This is a genomic window from Nocardia xishanensis NBRC 101358 (assembly GCF_001613365.1).
In the GTDB taxonomy this organism is placed as follows: Bacteria; Actinomycetota; Actinomycetes; order Mycobacteriales; family Mycobacteriaceae; genus Nocardia; species Nocardia xishanensis.
Genome location: NZ_BDCF01000034.1, coordinates 1 through 21965, shown reverse-complemented (window position 1 = coordinate 21965; position 21965 = coordinate 1). Strand labels below are relative to the sequence as shown.

The window sequence follows — 21965 nt, the reverse complement described above, 5'->3', positions numbered from 1 at the left end:
ACTGTGGTTAGCTGTCGTGCCATGAGCACGCCGCAGACTGTCTCCGCCGAAGAATATCTACCCCGTGACACCGCGGATGTCGTTCGCACCGTGCGGAATTCACGCGGCCGCGCGGAGCGCCTCGCGGTCCGCGGCGGCGAGCAGGTCGAAGACACCCTGACACTGCCCGATCAGCGCACCGTGGTCTCGCTGCGCCGGATGAACTCGGTGCTCGACATCAACCTCGGTCGTCGCACCGTCCGCGTGCAGGCGGGCGCCAAGCTCTCCGATATAGACCGCCGCCTCGGCGCGCACGGACTCGGTCTGCCAATCGTCGGCGACCACCGCGACATCACCGCGGGCGGCTTCGCCTCGGTCGGCGGCGTGAGCAGCGCCTCGCACCGGTACGGCCTGTTCATCGACCAGATCGTGGATCTGGAATACGTCGACCCGGACGGGCGCATCGGCACCTGCGGGCGCCACCACCACACGGAGCGGTTCCACCGCATCCTCGGCGCGGGCGGGCGGGCCGGCATCATCACCGCGCTCACCCTGGACGCCGTCGACATCGACAAGGACCACACCTGGCTCACCACCGACGCCGACCGGTTCCTCGATTTCGACTCCTTCGTCGAGCACGCGCACACGGAGATCGCGAACCCCGGCAACGCGGCGTTGCAGGTCGGCCGCTGGGTCGACACCGCGCCGCTGAAGGTGGCGCGACCGGTCGGCACCGGCCACGTGCAGCTCGGCACCGTGCGGTTCGGTCAGTGGTCCAGCCTCTACCCCACCACGCCGACCCGTTCGCTGCGGGCCCGCCGCGAGGTCGGCACTCGCACTCGGAAGTCGTTGGGCGCCATCGCATCGCACGCGGGCGGCAAGGCGGGCATGCCGGTCCGCAACGCCGCGGCGGGCGCGCTGATGTTCGCCCCGAAGGTGCTCACCCTGCGCGACGCGGAATACCTCGCCGACACGGTGATCAGCTCCTCGGAGCGCGGACCCGCCTACCGCGTCGGCATTTTCGCGCCGCTGTCCACCTACGCCTCGGTGTTCTACCGGCTGCACGACCTGTTCTCCGGACACCGGGAGCGCACCGGCTGCTTCACCGTCATCTCCGCGATGACCTACGGCGTGCGCTCCAGCTACCTGCGGGACGAGGCCGCCGCGCGCAACCTGCCCGCCGAGGACCACGGCCTGATCACCTTCACCTGCCGGTTGCGTCCGTCCGCGCTGCCCTCGGAGCTGCTGCGCGACATCGTCGCCGGAATCGATGAGATCTGCGCGTCCGAACACGCCATGCGGTACGAGTCGGCCGATTAAACTGTGTCGCGCCACGGTCACTGGGAAGTAGCTATCATCCGGCGGCCGTGGCCGACTCGGCACTGTCGGCTGGGTGTCGATGGGTCAGTTCAGCATGTCATCCGATGCGAAGGCTGTCTCGATGCTCGAATTTCGCCCTGCCCCGGCCCGTTTCGTCGAACGCAAGCGCCGCGCGTCGCGCCCCGACTTGCCCGACGCCCAATCCTTGGCCGATCAACGGATTCTCGTTACCGACGCCTGTTCCGAGGTCGGCCGCGCCATCGCCGCGCTGCTCGCGGAGCACGGCGCCGAATTGCTGCTGGTCGCCCGGCGCGGTGATCAGCTCATCACGGCCTGCGAGGAGATCGTGGCCGCGGGCGGCAGGGCGCACTGGTTCCGCTGCGATCTCTCGGCGCTCGGCGACGTCGATCAACTCGTCGAGTGGGTGCTCGCGGAATTCGGCGCGGTCGACATCCTGATCAACAACGCGGGCCGCCCGGTGCACCGGCCCGTCGCGCACTCGCTGGACCGTTTCCGCGATTACCAGCGCATGATGGCCGTCAACTACTTCGGGCCGCTGCGGCTGACCCTCGGACTGCTCCCCGCGATGCTCAGCTCCGGCTCGGGTCGTGTCGTCAATGTCGGCCCCGCGCACCACAACACCGCCACGGCGGCCCGTTTCGCCTCCTACGCGAGCTCTCAGGCGGCGTGGACCACCTTCGCCGAGTGCGCCGAGGCCGAGCTGGGGCCGAGCGGCGTCCACGTCACCGCGATCGACTATCCGGCGCTGCACGGCGACGACCCGGATTTCGCCGACGAGTACGAGCGCGATCCGGCGGAGGTGGCCCGCGCCGTCGAGGCCGCCGTCACCGACCGCGGCGGCGCTCACCCGCGGTTCGCCCGCAGGCTGCGCGACCTGGCCGGCGCCGCACCGCGCTCGACCACCCGCCTGCGCCAAGCGTTCGGCTTCTGACGGACCCCGGAAACGGCGAAGCGCCCCACCGGTTTTCCAGCGGGGCGCTTCGTGTTCGTCTCAGTGCTTCTCGGGGCCGAGGTGGTACTCGAACACCAGGCCCGCCGCGGCGGCGAGCACGCACAGCACGCCGACACCGATCAGCCACAGCTCGAAGAAGGCCAGGCCGAGCGCGGTGACCGAACCGGCGGCCGCGAGGGTGATGGGCCAGAAGCTGCCCGGCGAGAAGAAGCCGAGGTCACCGGTGCCGTCCACGATCTCGGCGTCCTCGAAGTCCTCCGGGCGCAGGTCGAGACGACGGGCGACGAACCGGAAGTAGGTGCCGATGATCAGCGACAGGCCCGCGGTCAGCACGATCGCGGTGGTGCCCGCCCACTCGACGCCGGTGCGCGACTGGGCGGTGAAGAAGCCGTACACGATGCCGACGATGACGAAGAACACCGTCAGCAGTTCGAAAATGCGCGCTTCGATCTTCATGTCAGATCAGTCCTCACTTGGTCTCGGGCGCGGCCGCGCTCTTGACCGAGCGGTCGGTGTTGAACGGCCGGGTGGAGGTGGCGACGGGGGACTCACCGATCGCCTCGAGCGCCTCGGCATTGGTCTTGCCCGCCCGACGCGCGTCGAGGTACTTGGTGAACTTCTCCGGCGACACGGCACGGACCTCGAAGTTCATCATCGAGTGGAAGGTACCGCACATCTCGGCGCAGCGGCCGACGAACGCGCCTTCCTTCTCGATCTTGGTGATCTGGAAGACGTTGTCCGAGTGGTTTTCCTTCGGGTTCGGCATCACGTCGCGCTTGAACAGGAACTCAGGCACCCAGAAGGAGTGGATCACGTCGGCGGCGGCGAGCTGGAACTCGACGACCTTGCCGGTCGGCAGCACCAGGACCGGGATCTCGTTGCTGGAGCCGACGGTCTCGACGGTGTCGTAGTGCAGGTAAGAGAGGATGTCGTTCTCCGGCTTGCCGTGCACCGGGCCCGGCTGCGGGTGACCGTCCTTGGTCCGCTCCGCGTACTCCTCCAGCTGCGCCTGGGCGGCTTCCTCGCGGGGGGAGTCGATGCCGTTGAACTGGTAGCCGTCCTTGAAGTCGACCTCGCGGTAGCCGAACTTCCAGTTCCACTGGAAGGCGGTCACGTCGACCGTCACGTCCGGGTTGTCCACCTTCTCGTGGACGTAGTTCTGCACCACCACGGTGAAGTAGAACAGCACCGCGATGATGACGAACGGGATCGCCGTGTAGGTCAGCTCCAGCGGCACGTTGTAACCGGTCTGCCGCGGGAACTCCGGGGAGTCCTTCTTCTTGCGGTGGAACGCGACGGTCCAGAAGGTCAGACCCCAGACCAGCACACCCATCGCCAGCGCGGCGACGACCGACCAGGTCCACAGCTCCCGCATCCGGGTGGCCTGCGGCGTGATACCCGAGGGCCAGCCGAACCGCAGCCAAACATTGTCGATCGAGCAGCCCGAGACGAGCATCGCGGTGATCCCCAAGGACACCGCCAGCCCGGCCCGCCGAAGGACGCGGCCTCGGGGATGGTTGGTCGGCGAAGCCGACGGGGCGGGTGAATACTGCCCCTTCACGGGTCGTGCCCCGATCTCTTCGCTCGCCTTGTGCGCCACGCTCACGCCTTCCTGGTCGCCACACTTCCGACAGTGCGCCGCCGGGGCCGCGATCCGCCCTGACGACACTTTTCAAGCTCATGTCAGGCCGTCCCGGCGGGCATCCGACTCCGCGCACGCGTCGCCTGAGAATGGCCTGAGTACTACGCAGCGTAGACCAAACCGGCGTCCTCATTGACGTCGGGTCGCGTTCGACACCCCACCGGCGCGGGAGCGGGGGCGGCGACCAGCGCATCCGCGCAGGACAGGACGTGCGCGGCGCGCGAATTCGCCGCGTGCGGCATACTCGGACACAACATTTCGGCCCGCGGTGTGCGTGGCGCGCGCCGCAGCACCCCAAGCCATCCGGACGTCCGTCACGCGGCGTCCCTCACCGGAGAAACGAGGTTGCCGACACCGTGTGCGGACTGCTCGGATTCCTGACATCTGACGCGGCGACATCCGACGTGGTCGACCAGGTCTACAACGCGCTGCACTGCATGCGCCACCGCGGCCCCGACGAGCGCGGCACCTGGCACGACGGAACCGATGGTCGCTCCGCAGGCTCCGCTCCTGTCCACCTAGTCCTGGGCTTCAACCGACTGTCGATCATCGATATCGAGCACTCGCACCAGCCGCTGCGCTGGGGTCCCGCCGACAACCCCGAGCGCTACGCGCTCACCTTCAATGGCGAGATCTACAACTACATCGAGCTGCGCGAGGAGCTGGCGGCGGCGCACAGCGCCGAGTTCCCGGACGGGAAGATGTTCGCCACCGAGGGCGACAGCGAGGCCATCGTGGCGGCCTTCCACTACTGGGGCGCCGAGGCGGTGCGGCGGCTGCGCGGCATGTTCGCCTTCGCGATCTGGGACACCGAGACCAGCGAGCTGTTCCTGGCCCGCGATCCGTTCGGCATCAAGCCGCTGTTCCTGGCCACCGGCCCCGGCGGCACCGCCTTCGGCAGCGAGAAGAAGAGCCTGCTCGACCTGCTGCCCGCGCTGCGGTCCTCCGACGAGCTCGACCCGCGCGCGCTGGAGCACTACACGGTATTGCAGTACGTGCCGGAGCCCGAGACGCTGCACAAGGGCATCAGGCGGCTCGAGTCGGGCACCTACGCGACGGTCCGCCCCGGCGAAGAGCCGAAGCTCACCCGCTACTTCCGGCCGGGCTTCACGGTGCGCCCCTTCACGCCGGGTTCGGAATCCGCCCGCTACCGCGAGATCGCGGCGGCGCTGGAGGACTCGGTCGCCAAGCACATGCGCGCCGACGTGACCGTCGGGTCGTTCCTCTCGGGCGGCATCGACTCCACCGCGGTGGCGGCGCTCGCCATGCGGCACAACCCGAACCTGATCACCTTCACCACCGGCTTCGAGCGCGAGGGCTACTCCGAGGTGGACGTGGCCGCCGAGAGCGCCGAGGCGATCGGCGCCCGCCACATCGTCAAGGTGGTCTCGCCCGCCGAGTTCGCCGCCGCCATCCCGGAGATCGTCTGGTACCTGGACGACCCGGTGGCCGACCCGGCGCTCGTTCCGCTGTACTTCGTGGCCAAAGAGGCACGTAAGCACGTCAAGGTCGTGCTATCCGGCGAGGGTGCCGACGAGCTGTTCGGCGGCTACACCATCTATCGGGAACCGTTGTCGCTCAAGCCTTTCGAATACCTGCCGAAGGGGCTGCGCAGGCTGGCGGGCAAGCTCTCCGACCGCATTCCGGATGGCACCCGCGGCAAGAGCCTGCTGCACCGCGGCTCGCTCACGCTGGAGGAGCGCTACTACGGCAACGCCCGCAGCTTCAACGACGCCCAGCTGCGCGCCGTGCTGCGCGAGTTCCGCCCGGAGTGGACCCATCAGGACGTCACCGCGTCGATCTACGCCCAGTCCCGGGGCTGGGACCCGGTGGCGCGCATGCAGCACCTCGACCTGTTCACCTGGCTGCGCGGCGACATCCTGGTCAAGGCCGACAAGATGACCATGGCCAACTCGCTCGAGCTGCGGGTGCCGTTCCTGGACGCCGAGGTGCTGAAGGTCGCCGAGCGGCTGCCCTTCGAGCAGAAGATCACCAAGGAGACCACCAAGTACGCGTTGCGCCAGGCGTTGGAGGGCATCGTGCCCCCGCACGTGCTGCACCGCGCCAAGCTCGGCTTCCCGGTCCCGCTGCGGCACTGGCTGCGCGGCACCGAGCTCTTCGACTGGGCGCAGGCTCAGATCGCCGACTCGCAGACCGACCATCTGCTGGACAAGGCCGCCATCAAGACCATGCTCGACGACCACCGCGCCGGTCGGTCCGACCACAGCAGGCGGCTGTGGACGCTGCTGGTCTTCATGGTGTGGCACGGCATCTTCGTCGAGGACCGGATCAAGCCGGAGATCCAGGAGCCGGTCTACCCGGTCTCGTTGTAAAGGCCCGTGAACACGACAGCGCCCCTCGGTCGGTGACCGAGGGGCGCTGTGCTGCGCTCAGAGCAGCGGCTTGATGTCGTTCGCGGCCTCCGCGCCGTAGGCGTCGGTGAGACGCTCGAGCGCTTCGTCCTTGTTGAGTGTCCACTCCTGGGTCCCCATGGTCTCCAGCACCAGCACCGCGACCAGCGATCCGAGCTGGGCGGAGCGCTCCAGGCTCAGTCCTGCGGTGTGGCCGGTGAGGAAGCCGGCGCGGAACGCGTCGCCGACGCCGGTCGGCTCGACCTTGGTGCGCTCGGGGACCACGCCGACGTGGACCTCGGTGCCGTCCTTGTCGACGATCTGCACGCCGTCGGCGCTCAGGGTGGTGACCCGGATGCCGACCCGCTTGGCGATCTCGTCTTCGCTCAGGCCGGTCTTCTGCAGCAGCAGCGCCCACTCGTACTTGTTGGTGAAAAGGTATGCGGCGCCGTCGATCAGGCGCACCGCCTGGTCGCCGTCCAGGCGCGCGAGCTGCTGCGAGGGGTCGGCCGCGAACGGGATGCCGAGCTCGCGGCATTCCTCGGTGTGGCGCAGCATCGCCTCGGGGTCGTTGGCGCCGACGAGCACCAGATCCAGCTGCCTGGTCTCGGCCAGCTCGGCGACGGAGATGTCGCGCGCCTCGCTCATCGCGCCGGGGTAGAAGGACGCGATCTGGGCCATGTCGTCGTCGGTCGTGCAGACGAAGCGTGCGGTGTGCGCGCGATCGGAGACGTGGACCGTCGAGCAGTCAACGCCGTGCCGCTCCAGCCAGGCGCGGTACTCGGCGAAATCGGCGCCGACCGCGCCGACCAGCAGCGGCGTGCGATTCAGCACGCCCATGGCGTAGGCGATATTGCCTGCCACACCGCCGCGGCGGATCTGGAGATCGTCGACGAGGAAGCTCAGCGAAACATGATCGAGTTGATCGGCCAGGAGCACATCGGCGAACCGTCCGGGGAAACGCATGAGGTGGTCGGTCGCAATGGACGCGGACACGGCGATAGACACGAGGCTGGGGCCCTTCAACGGTAGGCGGCAGGCGGTGCGGGGAGATCGAAATCCCCGCTCCCACCGTAGCCGATCCCCGGTGCGCTCCAGAGGCATCGACGCAATCGGCGCGGTCCGCCGAGAGTCCGCGCACGGCCGGAGCGGCGGCACGGGTACGGCCGATCAGCAGCTGAGCCAGTTCCTTCTGACAGCTGCGACGGCAGAGGTACGCCGAGCTGCGCAGCGGATCCGGCGTGCGGGTACGAGTCGGCGCGGCCGGACGCGGTGCGTCAACAGCCGCGCGCGGCCTCGGCGGAGGCGCGGGTACGCCTCTTGCGGATCAGTTGAAGGAGTCGCCGCAGGCGCAGGAGCCGGTGGCGTTCGGGTTGTCGATGGTGAAACCCTGCTTCTCGATGGTGTCGACGAAGTCGATCGAGGCGCCCTGGACGTAGGGAGCGCTCATCCGGTCGACGGCCAGGGTGACGCCGCCGAAGTCGACGGTCAGGTCGCCGTCGAGCGAGCGGTCGTCGAAGAAGAGCTGGTAGCGCAGGCCCGCACAACCACCGGGCTGCACCGCGATGCGCAGCGCCAGGTCGTCGCGGCCCTCCTGATCCAGCAGCGCCTTGGCCTTCGAGGCGGCGGCATCGGTCAGAGTCACACCGTGGGTGGTCGTCTCGTTCGGCACAGTCATGAACTCTCCTAAGGACAGCTGTGGGTCAACCCGTGAACAGCGCACGGCTCGTGGAGTCAACACCACTCAGCGGGCTGCTATTCCCCATCTTGCCACTCGACCCCTCGCGGGTTGACACAACCTCGATGTTGCGCGGCCATCCCCACGACCGCATTTCCGGCTGGCTGGCGCATCGAATAGCCTGGTTGCTGTGAAATTGTTCCGTCGCGGCGAGTCCAGCACCACCGACGCGACCGCCGACACCACGGCGGACGCGAACGGCGGCTCGACCGCCATCACCACCAAGACCACCCCCACGGTCACACCCGGCAAGGGCCGTCCCACACCGAAACGTCGTGAGGCGCAAGGCAAGCGGCGCGGACCGGTCGCGCCCGCGCCGCTGACCGCCAAGGAGGCGCGGGCGCGCCGCAAGGCCACCCGCGGCACCAAGGAGGAGCGCAAGGCCGCCAGCGCCGAGCGCAAGCTCGCCGCCCAGGACCGCAGGGCCCGGATGCTCGCGGGTGAGGACAAGTACCTGCTGCCGCGCGATCAGGGCCCGGTCCGCGCCTATGTGCGCGATCTCGTCGACGCCAGGCGCAACCTGGTCGGCCTGTTCATGCCGATGGCGCTGGTGCTGATCATGTCCATGTTCGCCGCGCCCGGTCTGCAGACGATCGTGACGTTGGCCATGCTCGTGATGATGCTGTTCATGATCATCGAGGGCGTCATCCTCGGCCGGATCGTGAACAACCGGGTCCGCGAGCGGTTCCCCGAGACCACCGACACCGGCTACCGGCTGGGCTGGTACGCCTTCGTCCGCGCCTCGCAGATCCGCAAGATGCGGGCGCCGAAGCCGCGGGTCGGCCCCGGCGAGGCGGTGTAGGAGTTCGAGCGGCGATCGCCCCGAAGCTTGGAGTTCGGCCGTTCGTGGCATGTGCCACGGACGGCCGTTTTCGTATTTCAGCGGTGGTGCGAGAAGCGCATGGCGTTGAGCTCGGCGCGCAGTCGCTGGGCGTCCCGGTCGGTCACGTGAGTGGATCCGGCGAGTCCGCGACCGCGAGCGAGGAAGAGTGGGACGGCCACGATGACTGTCGCGAGGAGAAAGAAAGTCAGCATGGCAGAAATTTTGCGCTGATTGATTTTCCGCCGAAAGTGGCAGTGATGCCATTGTTCGCAAAAATCCGGCCAGGTACCCTCGGGGCATGCTGTCGAAGGTCGCGGTCGTGCTGTTCGAAAAGCTCGCCATGTTCGAGTTCGGCGTGGTCTGCGAGGTCTTCGGTCTCGACCGCACCGCCGACGGACTGCCCGGCTTCGACTTCAAGGTCTGCGGGTCGGAACCCGGCAAGCCGCTGCGCTCCACGACGCCCGGGGTGACGATCACGCCCGAGTTCGGACTGGAGGAACTCCTCGAGGCCGACCTCGTCGCGGTCCCCGCCGCCCCGGCCACCGCGCTGTTGGAAGGGCTCGACCCGCGGATCGTCGACGCCGTTCGCGGCGCCTCGGACGCCGGTGCGATCGTGCTGACCGTCTGCTCCGGCGCGTTCGTAGCGGGCGCGGCGGGCCTGCTCGACGGACGCAAATGCACCACGCACTGGCGCTACGTCGATCAGCTCGCCGAGCGCTATCCGTCCGCCACCGTCGATCCCGATGTCCTCTTCGTCGACGAGGGCAACCTCATCACCAGCGCGGGCACCGCCGCCGGCATCGACGCCTGTCTGCACTTGGTGCGCAGGGAGATCGGCAGCGCCGCCGCCAACGGCATCGCCCGCCGCATGGTCGTGCCGCCGCAGCGCGACGGCGGGCAGCGCCAGTTCATCGAACGCCCGGTCCCCGCCTGCACCTCCGACAGCCTCACGACGACCCTCCAGTGGATGAGCGAGAACCTCGACCTGGCGCACACCGTCGACGACCTGGCCGCGCGCTCGATGATGTCCACACGCACCTTCGCCCGCCGCTTCGCCGCCGAGACCGGGACCACCCCGGTGAAATGGCTCACCAACCAGCGCGTCCTCTACGCCAAGCACCTGCTGGAAGAGACCGAACAGGGCCTCGAACAGATCGCCGCGCGCGCGGGCTTCGGCTCCGGCGCCTTGCTGCGCCACCACTTCCAACGACTGGTCGGCATCTCCCCGACCGAATACCGCCGACGCTTCGGCGCCACGTCGCCGACGGGCTGAGAATCCGGTTGGTAGCGTGCTGGCGTGTCGCAGGATTCCGGAACCGCGCGTCCGTCGCGGACGCTTGTGCTCGGCGGGGCTCGCTCGGGAAAGTCGGCGTTCGCGGAGAACCTCGCCGCGGCGACGGGAGCGGTCAGGTACGTCGCGACGTCGGTCCCCGATCCGGATGACCACGACTTCGCCGAACGCATCGCCCGTCATCGGGAGCGCCGCCCCGCCGACTGGACGGTGGTCGAAAGCGCCGATGCCGCAGCGGTTCTCGCCGATCCAGCACCCGACGCCGCGACGCTGGTCGACGACATCGGCACCTGGCTGACCGCGCGCATCGACGCGCTCGACGCCTGGGATTCCCCGCGCGGCACCGTCGCCCCCGACACCGAAGCCCTCGTCTCGGCCGTCGCCGCCTACCGGCACCGGCTGATCGTCGTCAGCCCGGAGGTCGGCATGGGCGTCATCCCCGCGACCCGCTCCGGCCGCCTGTTCCGCGACGAGATCGGCGCCCTCAACCAGCGCCTCGCGCAGGCCTGCGACGAAGCGTTCCTCGTCGTCGCCGGTCTGCCCGTTCGCTTGAAGTAAGACCGCTCGGGAGAGCGCGGTGGCGGCAAGTCCGTGTCGAACCGCCCTGTCACTCCGTCGAATCCAATCGGCTCCGCTCGATAGGGAACGGCGGTCACGACGGAGACAGGCGTCGAGGATACGGGTAGGTGCGGTACGGGCGACGCGTTCCGGGCAAGATTGGGCGTCGGAAGCACGTGCGGCGGACGCCGCCCGACCGGAGAGGCTCGACAGTGACACACGGATTCGGACCGGTTGCGCCCCCCGACGCGCGGATTCGCGCGGCCGCCGAACAGCGGCAGACGCAGCTGACCAAACCCGCTGGGGCGCTGGGCCGCCTGGAGACGCTGGGCAACTGGGTCGCCGCCTGCCAGGGCGTGTGCCCGCCGAAGCAGTTCGAACGTGCCAGGGTCGTCGTCTTCGCCGGTGATCACGGCGTCGCGCGGCACGGTGTGTCGGCGTACCCGAGCGAGGTGACCGCGCAGATGGTCGCGAACTTCCTCGGCTGCGGCGCGGCGGTGAACGCGCTGGCCGCGGTCGCGGGGGCGAGCGTGCGCGTCGCCGACATCTCGGTCGACGCCGAGACCGATTCCGTGGTGAGCAAGCACAAGGTGCGCAGGTCGAGCGGTTCCATCGACCGCGAGGACGCGCTGAGCGAAGAGGAAGTGCAGGCCGCCATCGCCGCGGGCCGCGCCATCGCCGACGAGGAGATCGACGGCGGCGCCGACCTGCTCGTCGCGGGCGACATGGGCATCGGCAACACCACGCCCGCCACCGTGCTCATCGCCACGCTCACCGACACCGAGCCGGTCGTCGCGGTCGGGCGCGGCACCGGCGTGGACGACGCGGGCTGGTCACGAAAGGTCGCGGCCATTCGCGACGCCATGCGCCGCGCGCGGCCGGTCGCCAAGGATCCGGTGGATCTGCTGCGGGTCGCCGCGGGCGCCGACTTCGCCGCCATGGCGGGCTTTCTCGCGCAGGCCGCGACCCGTCGCACGCCGGTGATCTTGGACGGCGTCGTGGTCACCGCGGCCGCGCTGGTCGCCGAGGATCTGGCTGCCGGCGCGAGCGCCTGGTGGCTGGCCGGACATCGTTCCACCGAACCCGCGCACGATCTGGCGCTGAAGCAGCTGCGCCTGGAACCGCTGGTCGACATGAGCATGCGGCTCGGCGAAGGCTCCGGCGCGCTCACCGCGCTGCCCATTCTGCGCGCCGCCGTGGCCGCGCTGGCCGAGATGGCCACCTTCGGCGAGGCGGGCGTCAGCACCGCCGACGACGCGGCCCCGGCCGCCCCGAACCTGACCAAATGACGCCGGGCGCCGGAATCCGGCTGGCCGTCTCCTGGCTGACCGTGCTTCCGGTGCGCGGCCCGGACAAGGTGGATCGAGCCGCGGCGCGCCGTGCGATCGCACTGGCGCCCGTCGTCGGTTCCCTGCTCGGCGCGATGGCGGCCGCGTTGCTGTGGGCGCTGACCGGCGCGGGTGCGAGCGCACCGCTGGCCGGACTGGTGACCGTGGCTGCGCTGGCGCTGCTCACCCGCGGCATGCACTTGGACGGCTTGTCCGACTCGATGGACGGACTGGGCAGCTACGGCCCGCCAGAGCGCGCGCGGCAGATCATGAAGAGCGGCGGGGTCGGACCGTTCGGCGTGGCCGCGCTGGTCTTCGCCATCGGCGCGCAGTCGTTCGCCTTCGCGGCGCTGGCCGATGCCGGGCGGTGGTTCGCGGTGGCGCTGGCCGTCGCGACCGGGCGGGCCGTCGTCGTCCTCGCCTGCCGCCGCGGGGTGCCCGCCGCGCCGGGAGCCATGTTCGGCGCGCTCGTGTCCGGCACTCAGTCTCCGCTGACCGGCGCGGCGTGGGTGGTTGTCGCACTGTCCTGCGGCGTCCTGGCGGTGCCGGATCGCACGTGGCTCGGGCCGATCGCGATCGCGGTGTCCGTGGCCGTCGCGACGTTTGCGGTCCGGCACATGGTGCGCAGGTTCGGGGGTTCGTCGGGCGACGTGCTCGGCGCGGGCATAGAGATTTCGGTCACTGTTGCCGCGGCCGGACTCTCGCTTACCGGATAAATCAGAAAATTGACGTAACCCCCGGTATCACTTGGTGATATATATCGCGTTTGACGGTGTATGAACTTCGTCTCCCCACTGTGCGCCGAGAATGGGCGCACCCGGTTGCGGTGCGGTTCGCCCAGCACCGATTTCACGTGACCAGTCTCGGGCCACTGGCACGCCGCGATGTCCGGTTACGTTCGCGCACTACCCACTCGAGCCGGGAAAGTCGTTGGCGGACAATCGAAATCGACGAACCGACGAACTCGCCCCGCGCGAATCGCGACGAAAGCAACACTCGGCGCACCGCCGAAGACGGCGACGCTACCCACTCGCCACCGGTTTGCGCACACTCCGATCCGACCCAACGGAATCTTTTCCGCACTGGCCCACCAACCGTCTGGGTCAGGATCTAATGTGGGCGGTATGTCTTCCGAGCGCCTCTATTTTCGACAACTGCTGTCCGGGCGGGACTACGCCGTCGGTGATCCGATCGCGACGCAGATGCGGAATTTCGCCTACTTGATCGGTGATCGGGAGACGGGCGAGTGCGTTGTGGTCGATCCGGCCTACGCCGCGGGCGATCTGGTGTCGGTCGCCGAGGCCGACGGACTGCGCGTCACCGGAGTCCTCGCCACCCACCACCACCCCGACCACGTCGGCGGCACCATGCTCGGCTTCACCCTGCGCGGCGTGCGCGAACTGCTGGAGAAGACCAGTGTGCCCGTGCACGTGAACGACAAGGAACTGTCCTGGGTCGCCAACGTCACCGGCATCGCGCCCAGCGAACTCACCGGTCACGAGCACGGCGACAAAGTCGAAGTCGGAGCCTTCGAGATCGAGCTATTACACACCCCGGGGCACACCCCGGGCAGCCAGTGCTTCCTGTTCGACAATCGACTCATCGCGGGCGACACCCTGTTCGTCGACGGCTGCGGCCGCACCGACTTCCCCGGCGGCGACTCCGACGAAATGTTCCGCAGCCTGCGCTATCTCGCCGGACTCCAGGGCGACCCGGTCGTCTACCCGGGCCACTGGTACTCGCACGAACCGAGCGCGGCGCTGTCGTCCATCCGCGACAACAACTACGTCATGCGACCGCAGACGCTCGAGCAGTGGCAGATGCTGATGCCGGGCTGACCAGCCCGCGCTGCGATCCATCTGCCGTCCACCAAGGCCCGCGCTGCACCCGCGACCAGCGATCGCCCCTTCGTAAGCAACCACGACCGAGGTCGATCGGGCGGTAGCAGCGTGGCGCGTTCTCGTCTCAACGATGGAACTCCAGCGCATGCTGTCCGTCGCGGTGGGCGTCGACGGCAACCCAGTCCGTCCCCGCGCCGCACAGGTAGCCCCGGTATCGCTGGAGCTCTCGGCCGGAGTCGCGGTCGAAGACGATCGTGACGTACCCACCCGCCGACTCGAGGAAACCGCCGACCACCACCCGGTCACCCGCGACGATCGTGGGCCGCTGCCTCGTCGCCGTTGGACCGAAACCCGGATCGGGCACCGTCCACTTCGTCGAGCCGGTCGCGATGTCGAACAACGACAGCGCGCCCTGATCGGCGAACTCACTGAACAGCAGTGATCGTTCGTCGCCATCCAGCGGGCTGCCGGTGCCCGAGCCGGTCCACACCGTCGTTCCGGTCGCGAGGTCGAACAATTGCGGCGCACCGGAATCGGTGACCGCCGCGATGCGAGTGCCCGCACCGATGAACTGGTCATCGAAGGCCGGGGCGAGCGTGTTCTGGCACTCGCCGTTCTTACGGCGGCCACTGTAGACCGCGCCGCGGTAGCGTTCGGCGTCACTGCGCGCGTCGGTCGCGGTGATCGAGACGAGGCAGATGCCGCTGCCGGACGACGCGTGATGATCGGTCGCCACCAGCAGATCGCCCGCGGCGAGGTTGTACCAGGCGTGGTGCTCGGCGCGGCCAGGGAGGACGGTCCCCGTCGACGTCTCGACGAGTGCCCACGGGCGCTTCGCGGTCGACGCCGGGTCTTCCACCGCGATGGCCACCAGTGCCGGTTCTGCCGCAGCGCGTCGATGCCGGACACCGACGGTGTCTTCGTCGACCGCTCCGCCCGCCGGGGTGGCCCACGTCGGCGTGCCGGATCGGATGTCGTGTCGCATGGAGGAGCAGTCGTCACGCCCGCGCGCGCACTCGACCGTGTAGATCGCTTTGTCGAAGACCACCACGTCATCCGCGCTCGCCTGCCACAGCGTCCTGCCATCGGCGGGCTCGATGACCTCCACCAGCTCCGGGCCTCCGGGTACGCCATTGCCCTCCAGGAAAACGACGGCGTCGCCGCTCACCGCGTAAGAGTAATCCTTCTCTTCCCGCCTCGGCTCCCTGCGCCACAACTCACGGCCGGTTGCACGGTCGACCGAGACGAGCGCTCCTTCGCTCGGAATCAGGACCGCGTTGCCCACCACCGACATCCACGAATCCGGCGAATTATCGAAGTCCATACCGGCTTTCGACCACACCGGCTCGGGATTGGCGGGATGCCCGGTAGTGGTCGGCGCCGCGACTACTGACGTAGTAGTGAGAACTACCTTGTCCGGCACCGAAGTCCCACCGCCACAGGCCGAAACGCTCAGTGCTGCCAACAAGATTGCAGCCACGATCGATCGACGCACTACGTCCCTCCCCACTCCCCGGCAATCGAGGTCACAACCCGCCCACTCCCCGGGGCGAGCCTTGCTCACATACCGCGCATCCAGCCGTGCTTGTCTTCGAAGGTGCCGCGCTGGATACCGGTCAGCGTGTCACGCAGCGCCATGGTGACCGCGCCGGGTTCGCCTCCGCCGATGGTGAATTCGCCTTCCGCGGAGCGCACCCAGCCGACGGGGGTGATGACGGCGGCGGTGCCGCAGGCGAAAACCTCGCTGATCTCACCGCTTTCGGCGCCCTTGCGCCACTCCTCCACCGAAACCTTGCGCTCCTCGACGAGGTAACCCGAGTCGGCGGCGAGGGTGAGCAGCGAATCGCGGGTGATGCCGGGCAGCAGCGAGCCCGACAGTTCGGGGGTCACCAGCCGCGCCTCGGAACCGGAGCCGAAGACGAAGAACAGGTTGTTGGTGCCCATCTCCTCGACGTAGCGACGCTCGCAGGCATCCAGCCACACCACCTGGTCGCAGCCCTTTTCGGAGGCCTGCGCCTGAGCGAGCAACGAGGCGGCGTAGTTACCGGCGACCTTGGCCTCGCCGGTGCCGCCGGGGGCGGCGCGCACGTACTCGGTGGACAACCACACCCGCACCGGCTTCACGCCGCGCGGGAAGTACGCGCCCGCTGGCGAACCCAGCAGCAGGTACTTGTAGGAGGCGGCGGGCTTCACGCCCAGGCCCGCCTCAGTGGCGAACATGAAGGGCCGCAGGTAGAGCGAGTCCTCGCCGCCCGCGGCGGGCACCCAGCGCTCGTCCACTTCGAGCAGCTGGCGCACCGACTCGACGAACAGCTCCTCCGGCAGCTCGGCCATCGCCATGCGGCGCGCCGACTTACGGAAGCGGGTCGCGTTCGCGTCGATACGGAAACAGGAGACGCTGCCGTCGCTCTGCCGGTACGCCTTGAGGCCCTCGAAGATGGCCTGGCCGTAGTGGAAGACCATGGTGGCCGGATCCAGCGGCAGCGGGCCGTACGGCTCGACTCGCGCGTTGCTCCAGCCCTCGCCCGCGGTGTAGTCGATCGACACCATGTGATCGGTGAAGAACCGGCCGAACCCCGGCGCCGCCAGAATCTCCTGTACCCGCTGCGCCGGAGCGGGCGCAGGATGCGGAACATGGGCGAACTGTGCGGCAACGGTCATGCAGGTGATCCTATCGGTGCCGGATTTCCTACCGTCCACCTGTCGGGAAACGACTCGGCTATCGCCTCGGCTCAGGCGGTGCGCGCCTGCACGAACGGCGGCTTGACGACCTCGCAGCGCAAACGGCGGCCGCGCACGTCCACCTCGACCTCGGTGCCCGGCTCGAGCTCGGCGTCCGTGTCGAGCAGTGCGAGCGCGATGCCGACCTTGAGCGTCGGCGAGAAGGTGCCCGAGGTGGTCTCGCCGACGGGTTCGCCGCCGCGCAGCACGGACTGGCCCTGACGCAGCACGCCACGATCGAGCGCCTTGAGCCCCAGCAGGGTTCGCCGCGGTCCGTCCGACTTCTCCTTCTCCAGTGCGGCTTTGCCCCAGAACTCCGGCTTCTTCCAACCGACCGCCCAACCGGCCCGCGCCTGCACCGGTGAAATCCCCAGCGACAGTTCGTGTCCGTGCAGCGGGTAGCCCATCTCGGTGCGGAGGGTGTCGCGCGCGCCGAGACCGGCGGGCTGACCGCCCGCGGCCTCGACCTGCTCGGCGAGCGCGCGGAACACCGCCGCGGCGTCGTCCCAGCGCGGCAGCAGCTCGTAGCCGTGCTCACCGGTGTAGCCGGTGCGGCAGACCCGGACCGGACGCCCGTCCCATTCGGCGTCGGCGTAGGCCATGTACTCCATGTCGGTGGGCAGGCCGAGCGCGGTGAGCACCTCGGTCGAGCGCGGGCCCTGCACCGCGAACACCGCGTACTCCCGGTGCTCGTCGGTGACCGTGATGCCCGCGGGGGCCGCGGCGCGCAGAGCCTCGACCACCGCCGCGGTGTTCGCCGCGTTCGGCACGAGGAAGATCTCGTCGTCACTGACGTAATAGGCGATCAGGTCATCGATCACGCCGCCCTCGGGCGTGCAGCACAGCGTGTACTGCGCCTTGCCCGGACGGATCCGGCCGAGATCGTTGGTGAGCGCGGAATTCACGAACGCCGCAGCACCGGGCCCGGCGACCGTCGCTTTGCCGAGATGACTCACGTCGAACAGACCGACGGCGGTGCGCACCGCCTGGTGCTCCCCGACCGTGCCCGCGTACGAGACCGGCATCTCCCACCCGCCGAACGGCGCGAACGTCGCACCCAGCTCGACGTGGACATCGTGGATCGGGCCTTGCAGCAGGTTCGTCTCGGTCACCCGGCGAGCTTAACCGCTGTGCGGGGCGGTCGGGCCGCGGTCCGGGCGCTCGCGCGACGACGTCGTCGCGCGGTGTCCCGCCGCACCGCCGCTAGTCCGGATCGATTCCTTCCATGGCGTCAGCGGCAGAACCGCACCCGAATGAGGGTGGGCCCGTCCTCGCGCACCAGCGCCGCCCGCCCGCCGCTCGATCGGACCGGTCCATCCGTCGCGTCAGCCACGGAACCACATCGGGATAAGGGTTGGCCCCGCATCGGGCAACGTGTGCGTGACGCCGGTGCGAACGAACCCATTGCGGGCGTAGAGCCGGGAGGAGCGTTCGGTGCTCGCCTCCAGGAACGCGGTCTCGGACGCGTCGGAGAACGCCTTCAACCGGTCGGCGAGGATGGCGCCCCCCGCGCCCTTGCCGCGGTGTTCCGGCACGGTGACGATCGCCTGTAAGTAGCGGTGCGGAAACTCGCGCGGATGATGTTCGGCGAGCAGCGCGGTGACGGCGACCATCCTGGTCAGCGGACGCAGGCCCGGCGCGGCCTCGGCCATGGCGCGCGCCTCTGCCGCCTCGGCGAGGACCCGATCCGCCGAGGTCACCGTCTGCCAGAGCGAGACCGCCCAGATCTCGTCGCCCACGCCCGCGAGCCACACCTCGTCGTCGCGGATGGCGCGTTCCATCAGGCGCGGCGCGTGTTCGGCACGAAAGGCCTCCGCGATCTCCGGATGATCGGCGACCACCCAGGTCGATACCGCCTCGTCGACCGACCCGCGCGCGAACGCGGCGGCGACGGCGTCGATCTCATCGATAACGGCCCGCCGGACGGTTGTCTGCATGGTGAACCTCCTGGGAGTGGACGAGGTCAACAGCCGCCAATTTATGGAGCACAGCGCCGCGCGACCAGCATTTCGTCACACTTGTTGGTGTGTCGAAATCCCCGCCGTGCGCCACCTGCGGACGCGCGCTGATCCAGCCGAGCCGCGGTCGCCGCCGCCGCTACTGCTCCCGCTCGTGCCAGGCCCGCGCGTACCGGGCCCGCCGCGACCGGCGCCTCCCCAACACCCGTCCACGACCGGCCCGGCTGACCGCGGTCGGAATCGCCCGCACCGCTGTCGAGTTGACCGACCGCGAGGGCATCGACGGGCTCACCATGCGCCGCCTGGCCAGCGAACTCGGCGTCGCGACCGCGGCACTCTATCGGCACTTTCCGGATCGGACGGCGCTGCTCACCGCCATGACCGAACTCGTACTCGCCGAGAGCCCGCCGCCCGCGGAGCCGCTCGACTGGCGCGCCGCCCTTGCCCACGAGGCCGAACAGGAATGGCGGCTCTACCAGCGCCATCCTTGGCTGCTGCCGGTGCTGGCGCGCTCCAGGCCGCCGGTCGGGCCCGCCCTGTTCGACATCCTGGAGCGTTCGTTCACCGCGTTGGACGAACTCGGTCTGTCCCGCGACGACGCGCTCGCCGCCTACCTCGCCTGCTCCGGTCTCGTGCAAGGCCTGGCGCTGCTGTGGAGCGCCGACCGCGGCGGACGTTCGGCGGGCACAGAACCGCAGGCGGATTTGGAGATGACACGCGCCGAAATGGTCGATCTGATCGTCGCAAGGCCGGTCCTTCGGAAACTCTTCGCTTCGGGGCCGCCGGGCCCGGAACTGGACTTCGACCAGCTGGTGCGGCGAGGCGTCGGCCTGCTGCTGGACGGCGTCGCCATGCGCCGCCCGAAGAAGACCGAATAACCTGTGCCAATGACCGCTGTTGCAGATCGCTCACTCGGACCGGAATTGGCGCGCACCGAAACCATCGGGCCGGACACCGACGTGCTGGTGATCGGATTGACGTCTTCGGAGAACGGTCCGTCGATCGCGCCCGACGACCTGTTCGGCGACGTGCTCACCGCCGAGGTCCGCGCGGAGCTGCTCGACCAGCTGGGCGCGGTCGGCGCCAAGGGCAAGGCCGAGGAACTGACCCGGGTGCCCGCGCCCGCCGGACTGGACAACGTCTCCAGCGTGCTCGCCGTCGGGCTCGGCGCCGCCGACAAGGTGGACGCGGAGCAGATCCGCCGCTCCGCCGGTGTCGCGGGCCGCGCGCTCAACGGCACGGAGCTGGTGGCGACCACACTGTCCGGCCTCGATCTCGGCGCGGCGGCCGAAGGCTTCTACCTCGGCGCCTACTCGTTCACCCCGTTCCGGTCGGAGAAGTCCGCGCCCAAGCCGGACGAGCAGCCGGTCGCCCGGATCGAGTTCCTGGTCCCCGAGGCTGATTTCGGCGAAGAGGCGCTGTTCCGCGCGCAGCTGGTGGCCGAGGCCGTCGCCACCGCACGCGATTTCGTCAACACCCCGCCCAGCCACCTGTTCCCCGCCGAATTCGCCTCGCGCGCCCAGGTATTGGCCGAGGCCGCTGGCCTCGAGGTCGAGGTGCTCGACGAAAAGGCTTTGGAGGCGGGCGGTTACGGCGGCGTGCTCGGCGTCGGCAAGGGCTCCTCGCGCCCGCCGCGGCTGGTGCGGCTCACCTACTCCGGCGGCCCCAAGAAGATCGCGCTGGTCGGTAAGGGCATCACCTTCGACACCGGCGGCATCTCCATCAAGCCCGCGCAGAACATGGAGAACATGACCTCGGACATGGCCGGCGCCGCCGCGGTCATCGCCACCACCCTGCTCGCGGCCCGGCTGAGCCTGCCCGTCACGGTGAGCGCCACCGTACCGATGGCCGAGAACATGCCTTCGGCCACCGCGCAGCGCCCCGGCGACGTGCTCACCCAGTACGGCGGCACCACCGTCGAGGTGCTCAACACCGACGCCGAAGGTCGCCTGATCCTCGCCGACGCCATCGTCCGCGCGAGCGAGGACTCCCCCGACTACCTGATCGACGTCGCCACCCTCACCGGCGCCCAGATGGTCGCCCTCGGCACCCGCACCCCGGGTGTGATGGGCACCGACGAATTCCGCGACCGCGTCGCCCGCCTCTCCCGCGAAGTCGGCGAAAACGGCTGGGCCATGCCCCTTCCCGCAGAACTCCGCGCCGACCTCAACTCCAAGATCGCCGACCTCGCCAACGTCGCCCAGCACCGCTGGGGCGGAATGCTCTCGGCCGCACTGTTCCTGAAGGAATTCGTGCCGGAGGGCGTGCAGTGGGCCCACCTCGACGTCGCCGGCCCGGCATACAACACGGGTGGACCGTTCGGCTACATCGGCAAGGGCGGGACCGGCGTTCCGGTTCGCACGTTGATCGCGGTGATCGAGGACATCGCCGGAGAGTGAGTCACGGAGTGCGCCGTCCTGTCTGGGGCGGCGCACTCTCATCGAAGTACAAAGACACCCAACGGGTCAGCCGCTCGAACGGAACTCGCCGCTACAAATCCCGCAACTCCTCCTCGAACGCCCGCTGACGCTCGATCCTCTTCCTGGCGTCGTAATCCCGCATCCGCTGCGGATATCCCGTCTTGCGCACCTCGTACACCGGAATGCTCAGATCGTCGGCCAGACGGCGAGCCCCGCGCTCCCCGACGATCCGCCGCGTCCACTCACCGTCGGCGGCGACCAACACAACGGTGACATCCGTCATAGTGGTCTTCGGCTCCAGGTACCCCTCGACGCCGATGTGGCCGCGCACCCAGTCGGCGAGATAGCGGGCGTCCTCGCTGCGCGAGGTCGACGCACGTGCGGCAGGTCCTCCCCGGTTCGGCGCGCCACGGAAACGATCGAGCAAACCCATTGACGCGGACCTCCTTCGTACACCGGATAAAAGCTCACACCCGGTCCTCCCATACTGCCAGCTTCCCGGTAGAGACCTGCCCTGTGCTACGCGCCACGCGGACGAGTGCAAGGATGGACCGCGGTACAAGAACCACACAGATCTCCGGTGCCACTCAGAATGATGGTGGCTTCCGGGTTTTCACCGCGACCAGCGGCGAGCGACCCGCCAGAGATCAACTGTTGTAGAACCCGTCGAGCAGTCAGAGGAGTCAACGGACATGGCCTTCTCCGTCCAGATGCCGGCTCTTGGTGAGAGCGTCACCGAGGGAACGGTGACCAGGTGGCTGAAGCAGGAAGGAGACACGGTCGAGGTCGACGAGCCGCTGCTCGAGGTCTCCACCGACAAGGTCGACACCGAGATCCCGTCCCCGGCGGCGGGTGTGCTGTCGAAGATCGTCGCCCAGGAAGACGATGTGGTCGAGGTCGGCGGCGAGCTCGGCGTGATCAGCGATGCCGGTGAGGCGCCCGCCGCCGCACCCGCGCCCGCCCCCGAAGCCGCCGCACCGGCCGCCGCCGAGGAATCCGTCGCCGCGGAGCCGGAACCCGAG

General features: G+C 69.2%; 22 protein-coding genes. 12 read left to right on the top strand and 10 right to left on the bottom strand.

Annotation, left to right across the window (positions count from 1 at the left end):
• The first annotated feature begins 21 nt into the window (after positions 1-21).
• Positions 22-1299 carry an FAD-binding oxidoreductase gene (locus NX1_RS23855; protein ID WP_068063532.1) on the top strand — a complete coding sequence of 426 codons (1278 nt, stop codon included), beginning with the start codon at positions 22-24 and terminating at the stop codon, positions 1297-1299.
• Between the two features lie 121 nt (positions 1300-1420).
• Positions 1421-2251: an SDR family NAD(P)-dependent oxidoreductase gene (locus NX1_RS23850; RefSeq protein ID WP_068063611.1), complete on the top strand. Its 831-nt coding sequence runs from the start codon at positions 1421-1423 to the stop codon at positions 2249-2251.
• 60 nt (positions 2252-2311) lie between these two features.
• Here the strand turns inward: NX1_RS23850 and NX1_RS23845 are convergent, their stop codons facing one another.
• Both NX1_RS23845 and ctaC read right to left on the bottom strand, forming a co-directional pair.
• Positions 2312-2728, bottom strand: a complete 417-nt coding sequence (locus NX1_RS23845) for a cytochrome c oxidase subunit 4 (RefSeq protein ID WP_068063528.1) — start codon at positions 2726-2728, stop codon at positions 2312-2314.
• A gap of 13 nt (positions 2729-2741) precedes the next feature.
• On the bottom strand, positions 2742-3872 hold the full coding sequence (ctaC, locus tag NX1_RS23840) for an aa3-type cytochrome oxidase subunit II (protein WP_373864906.1): 1131 nt from the start codon (positions 3870-3872) through the stop codon (positions 2742-2744).
• Positions 3873-4270: 398 nt separating this feature from the next.
• Between ctaC and asnB the strand changes: the two genes are divergently transcribed.
• Positions 4271-6247 (top strand): asparagine synthase (glutamine-hydrolyzing), encoded by a 1977-nt coding sequence (gene asnB / locus NX1_RS23835; RefSeq protein ID WP_068063526.1) that lies wholly within the window; start codon positions 4271-4273, stop codon positions 6245-6247.
• Positions 6248-6304: 57 nt separating this feature from the next.
• On the opposite strand, the gene NX1_RS23830 is transcribed toward asnB, so the two are convergent.
• The gene (locus NX1_RS23830) at positions 6305-7273 is read right to left on the bottom strand and encodes a carbohydrate kinase family protein (RefSeq protein ID WP_068063609.1); all 969 of its coding nucleotides are present in this window, start codon (positions 7271-7273) and stop codon (positions 6305-6307) included.
• 319 nt (positions 7274-7592) lie between these two features.
• The gene (locus NX1_RS23825; protein ID WP_067785873.1) at positions 7593-7943 is read right to left on the bottom strand and encodes a HesB/IscA family protein; all 351 of its coding nucleotides are present in this window, start codon (positions 7941-7943) and stop codon (positions 7593-7595) included.
• 190 nt (positions 7944-8133) lie between these two features.
• Between NX1_RS23825 and NX1_RS23820 the strand changes: the two genes are divergently transcribed.
• Positions 8134-8805 (top strand): DUF3043 domain-containing protein, encoded by a 672-nt coding sequence (locus NX1_RS23820; RefSeq protein WP_068063524.1) that lies wholly within the window; start codon positions 8134-8136, stop codon positions 8803-8805.
• Between the two features lie 77 nt (positions 8806-8882).
• Here NX1_RS23820 and NX1_RS36505 read toward each other — a convergent pair whose 3' ends face one another.
• On the bottom strand, positions 8883-9038 hold the full coding sequence (locus NX1_RS36505) for a hypothetical protein (protein WP_157120000.1): 156 nt from the start codon (positions 9036-9038) through the stop codon (positions 8883-8885).
• An 86-nt stretch (positions 9039-9124) separates the two neighbouring features.
• On the opposite strand from NX1_RS36505, the gene NX1_RS23815 reads away from it, so the two are divergent.
• The 5 genes from NX1_RS23815 (at position 9125) to NX1_RS23795 (ending at position 13841) form a co-directional block, all read left to right on the top strand.
• On the top strand, positions 9125-10099 hold the full coding sequence (locus NX1_RS23815) for a helix-turn-helix domain-containing protein (protein ID WP_068063522.1): 975 nt from the start codon (positions 9125-9127) through the stop codon (positions 10097-10099).
• Positions 10100-10123: 24 nt separating this feature from the next.
• Entirely contained in the window at positions 10124-10675 is a 552-nt protein-coding gene (cobU, locus tag NX1_RS23810; RefSeq protein ID WP_068063520.1) for a bifunctional adenosylcobinamide kinase/adenosylcobinamide-phosphate guanylyltransferase, read from the top strand.
• A gap of 212 nt (positions 10676-10887) precedes the next feature.
• Positions 10888-11964 (top strand): nicotinate-nucleotide--dimethylbenzimidazole phosphoribosyltransferase, encoded by a 1077-nt coding sequence (gene cobT, locus NX1_RS23805; RefSeq protein WP_084501698.1) that lies wholly within the window; start codon positions 10888-10890, stop codon positions 11962-11964.
• A complete protein-coding gene (locus tag NX1_RS23800; protein WP_068063516.1) occupies positions 11961-12719 on the top strand; it encodes an adenosylcobinamide-GDP ribazoletransferase in 759 nt (252 codons plus the stop codon). Before cobT ends, NX1_RS23800 begins: the two co-directional genes overlap by 4 nt.
• Before the next feature lie 408 nt (positions 12720-13127).
• Positions 13128-13841, top strand: coding sequence for an MBL fold metallo-hydrolase (locus NX1_RS23795; RefSeq protein ID WP_068063514.1), 714 nt, complete (start codon positions 13128-13130; stop codon positions 13839-13841).
• A gap of 127 nt (positions 13842-13968) precedes the next feature.
• Here the strand turns inward: NX1_RS23795 and NX1_RS23790 are convergent, their stop codons facing one another.
• The 4 genes from NX1_RS23790 to NX1_RS23775 form a co-directional block, all read right to left on the bottom strand.
• Positions 13969-15267, bottom strand: coding sequence for an outer membrane protein assembly factor BamB family protein (locus NX1_RS23790; RefSeq protein WP_157119998.1), 1299 nt, complete (start codon positions 15265-15267; stop codon positions 13969-13971).
• A 137-nt stretch (positions 15268-15404) separates the two neighbouring features.
• A complete protein-coding gene (locus tag NX1_RS23785; protein ID WP_068063509.1) occupies positions 15405-16505 on the bottom strand; it encodes a branched-chain amino acid aminotransferase in 1101 nt (366 codons plus the stop codon).
• A gap of 71 nt (positions 16506-16576) precedes the next feature.
• Positions 16577-17677: a glycine cleavage system aminomethyltransferase GcvT gene (gene gcvT / locus NX1_RS23780; RefSeq protein WP_068063507.1), complete on the bottom strand. Its 1101-nt coding sequence runs from the start codon at positions 17675-17677 to the stop codon at positions 16577-16579.
• A 213-nt stretch (positions 17678-17890) separates the two neighbouring features.
• The gene (locus NX1_RS23775; RefSeq protein ID WP_068063503.1) at positions 17891-18502 is read right to left on the bottom strand and encodes a GNAT family N-acetyltransferase; all 612 of its coding nucleotides are present in this window, start codon (positions 18500-18502) and stop codon (positions 17891-17893) included.
• A gap of 89 nt (positions 18503-18591) precedes the next feature.
• Between NX1_RS23775 and NX1_RS23770 the strand changes: the two genes are divergently transcribed.
• On the top strand, positions 18592-19401 hold the full coding sequence (locus NX1_RS23770; protein ID WP_068063501.1) for a TetR/AcrR family transcriptional regulator: 810 nt from the start codon (positions 18592-18594) through the stop codon (positions 19399-19401).
• Between the two features lie 9 nt (positions 19402-19410).
• A complete protein-coding gene (locus tag NX1_RS23765; protein WP_068063500.1) occupies positions 19411-20922 on the top strand; it encodes a leucyl aminopeptidase in 1512 nt (503 codons plus the stop codon).
• 91 nt (positions 20923-21013) lie between these two features.
• Here NX1_RS23765 and NX1_RS23760 read toward each other — a convergent pair whose 3' ends face one another.
• Positions 21014-21376, bottom strand: a complete 363-nt coding sequence (locus NX1_RS23760) for an oxidoreductase (protein WP_068063498.1) — start codon at positions 21374-21376, stop codon at positions 21014-21016.
• A 259-nt stretch (positions 21377-21635) separates the two neighbouring features.
• Between NX1_RS23760 and NX1_RS23755 the strand changes: the two genes are divergently transcribed.
• Positions 21636-21965: biotin/lipoyl-containing protein (locus NX1_RS23755; protein ID WP_305778612.1), on the top strand; the 330-nt coding region annotated here is incomplete at its 3' end.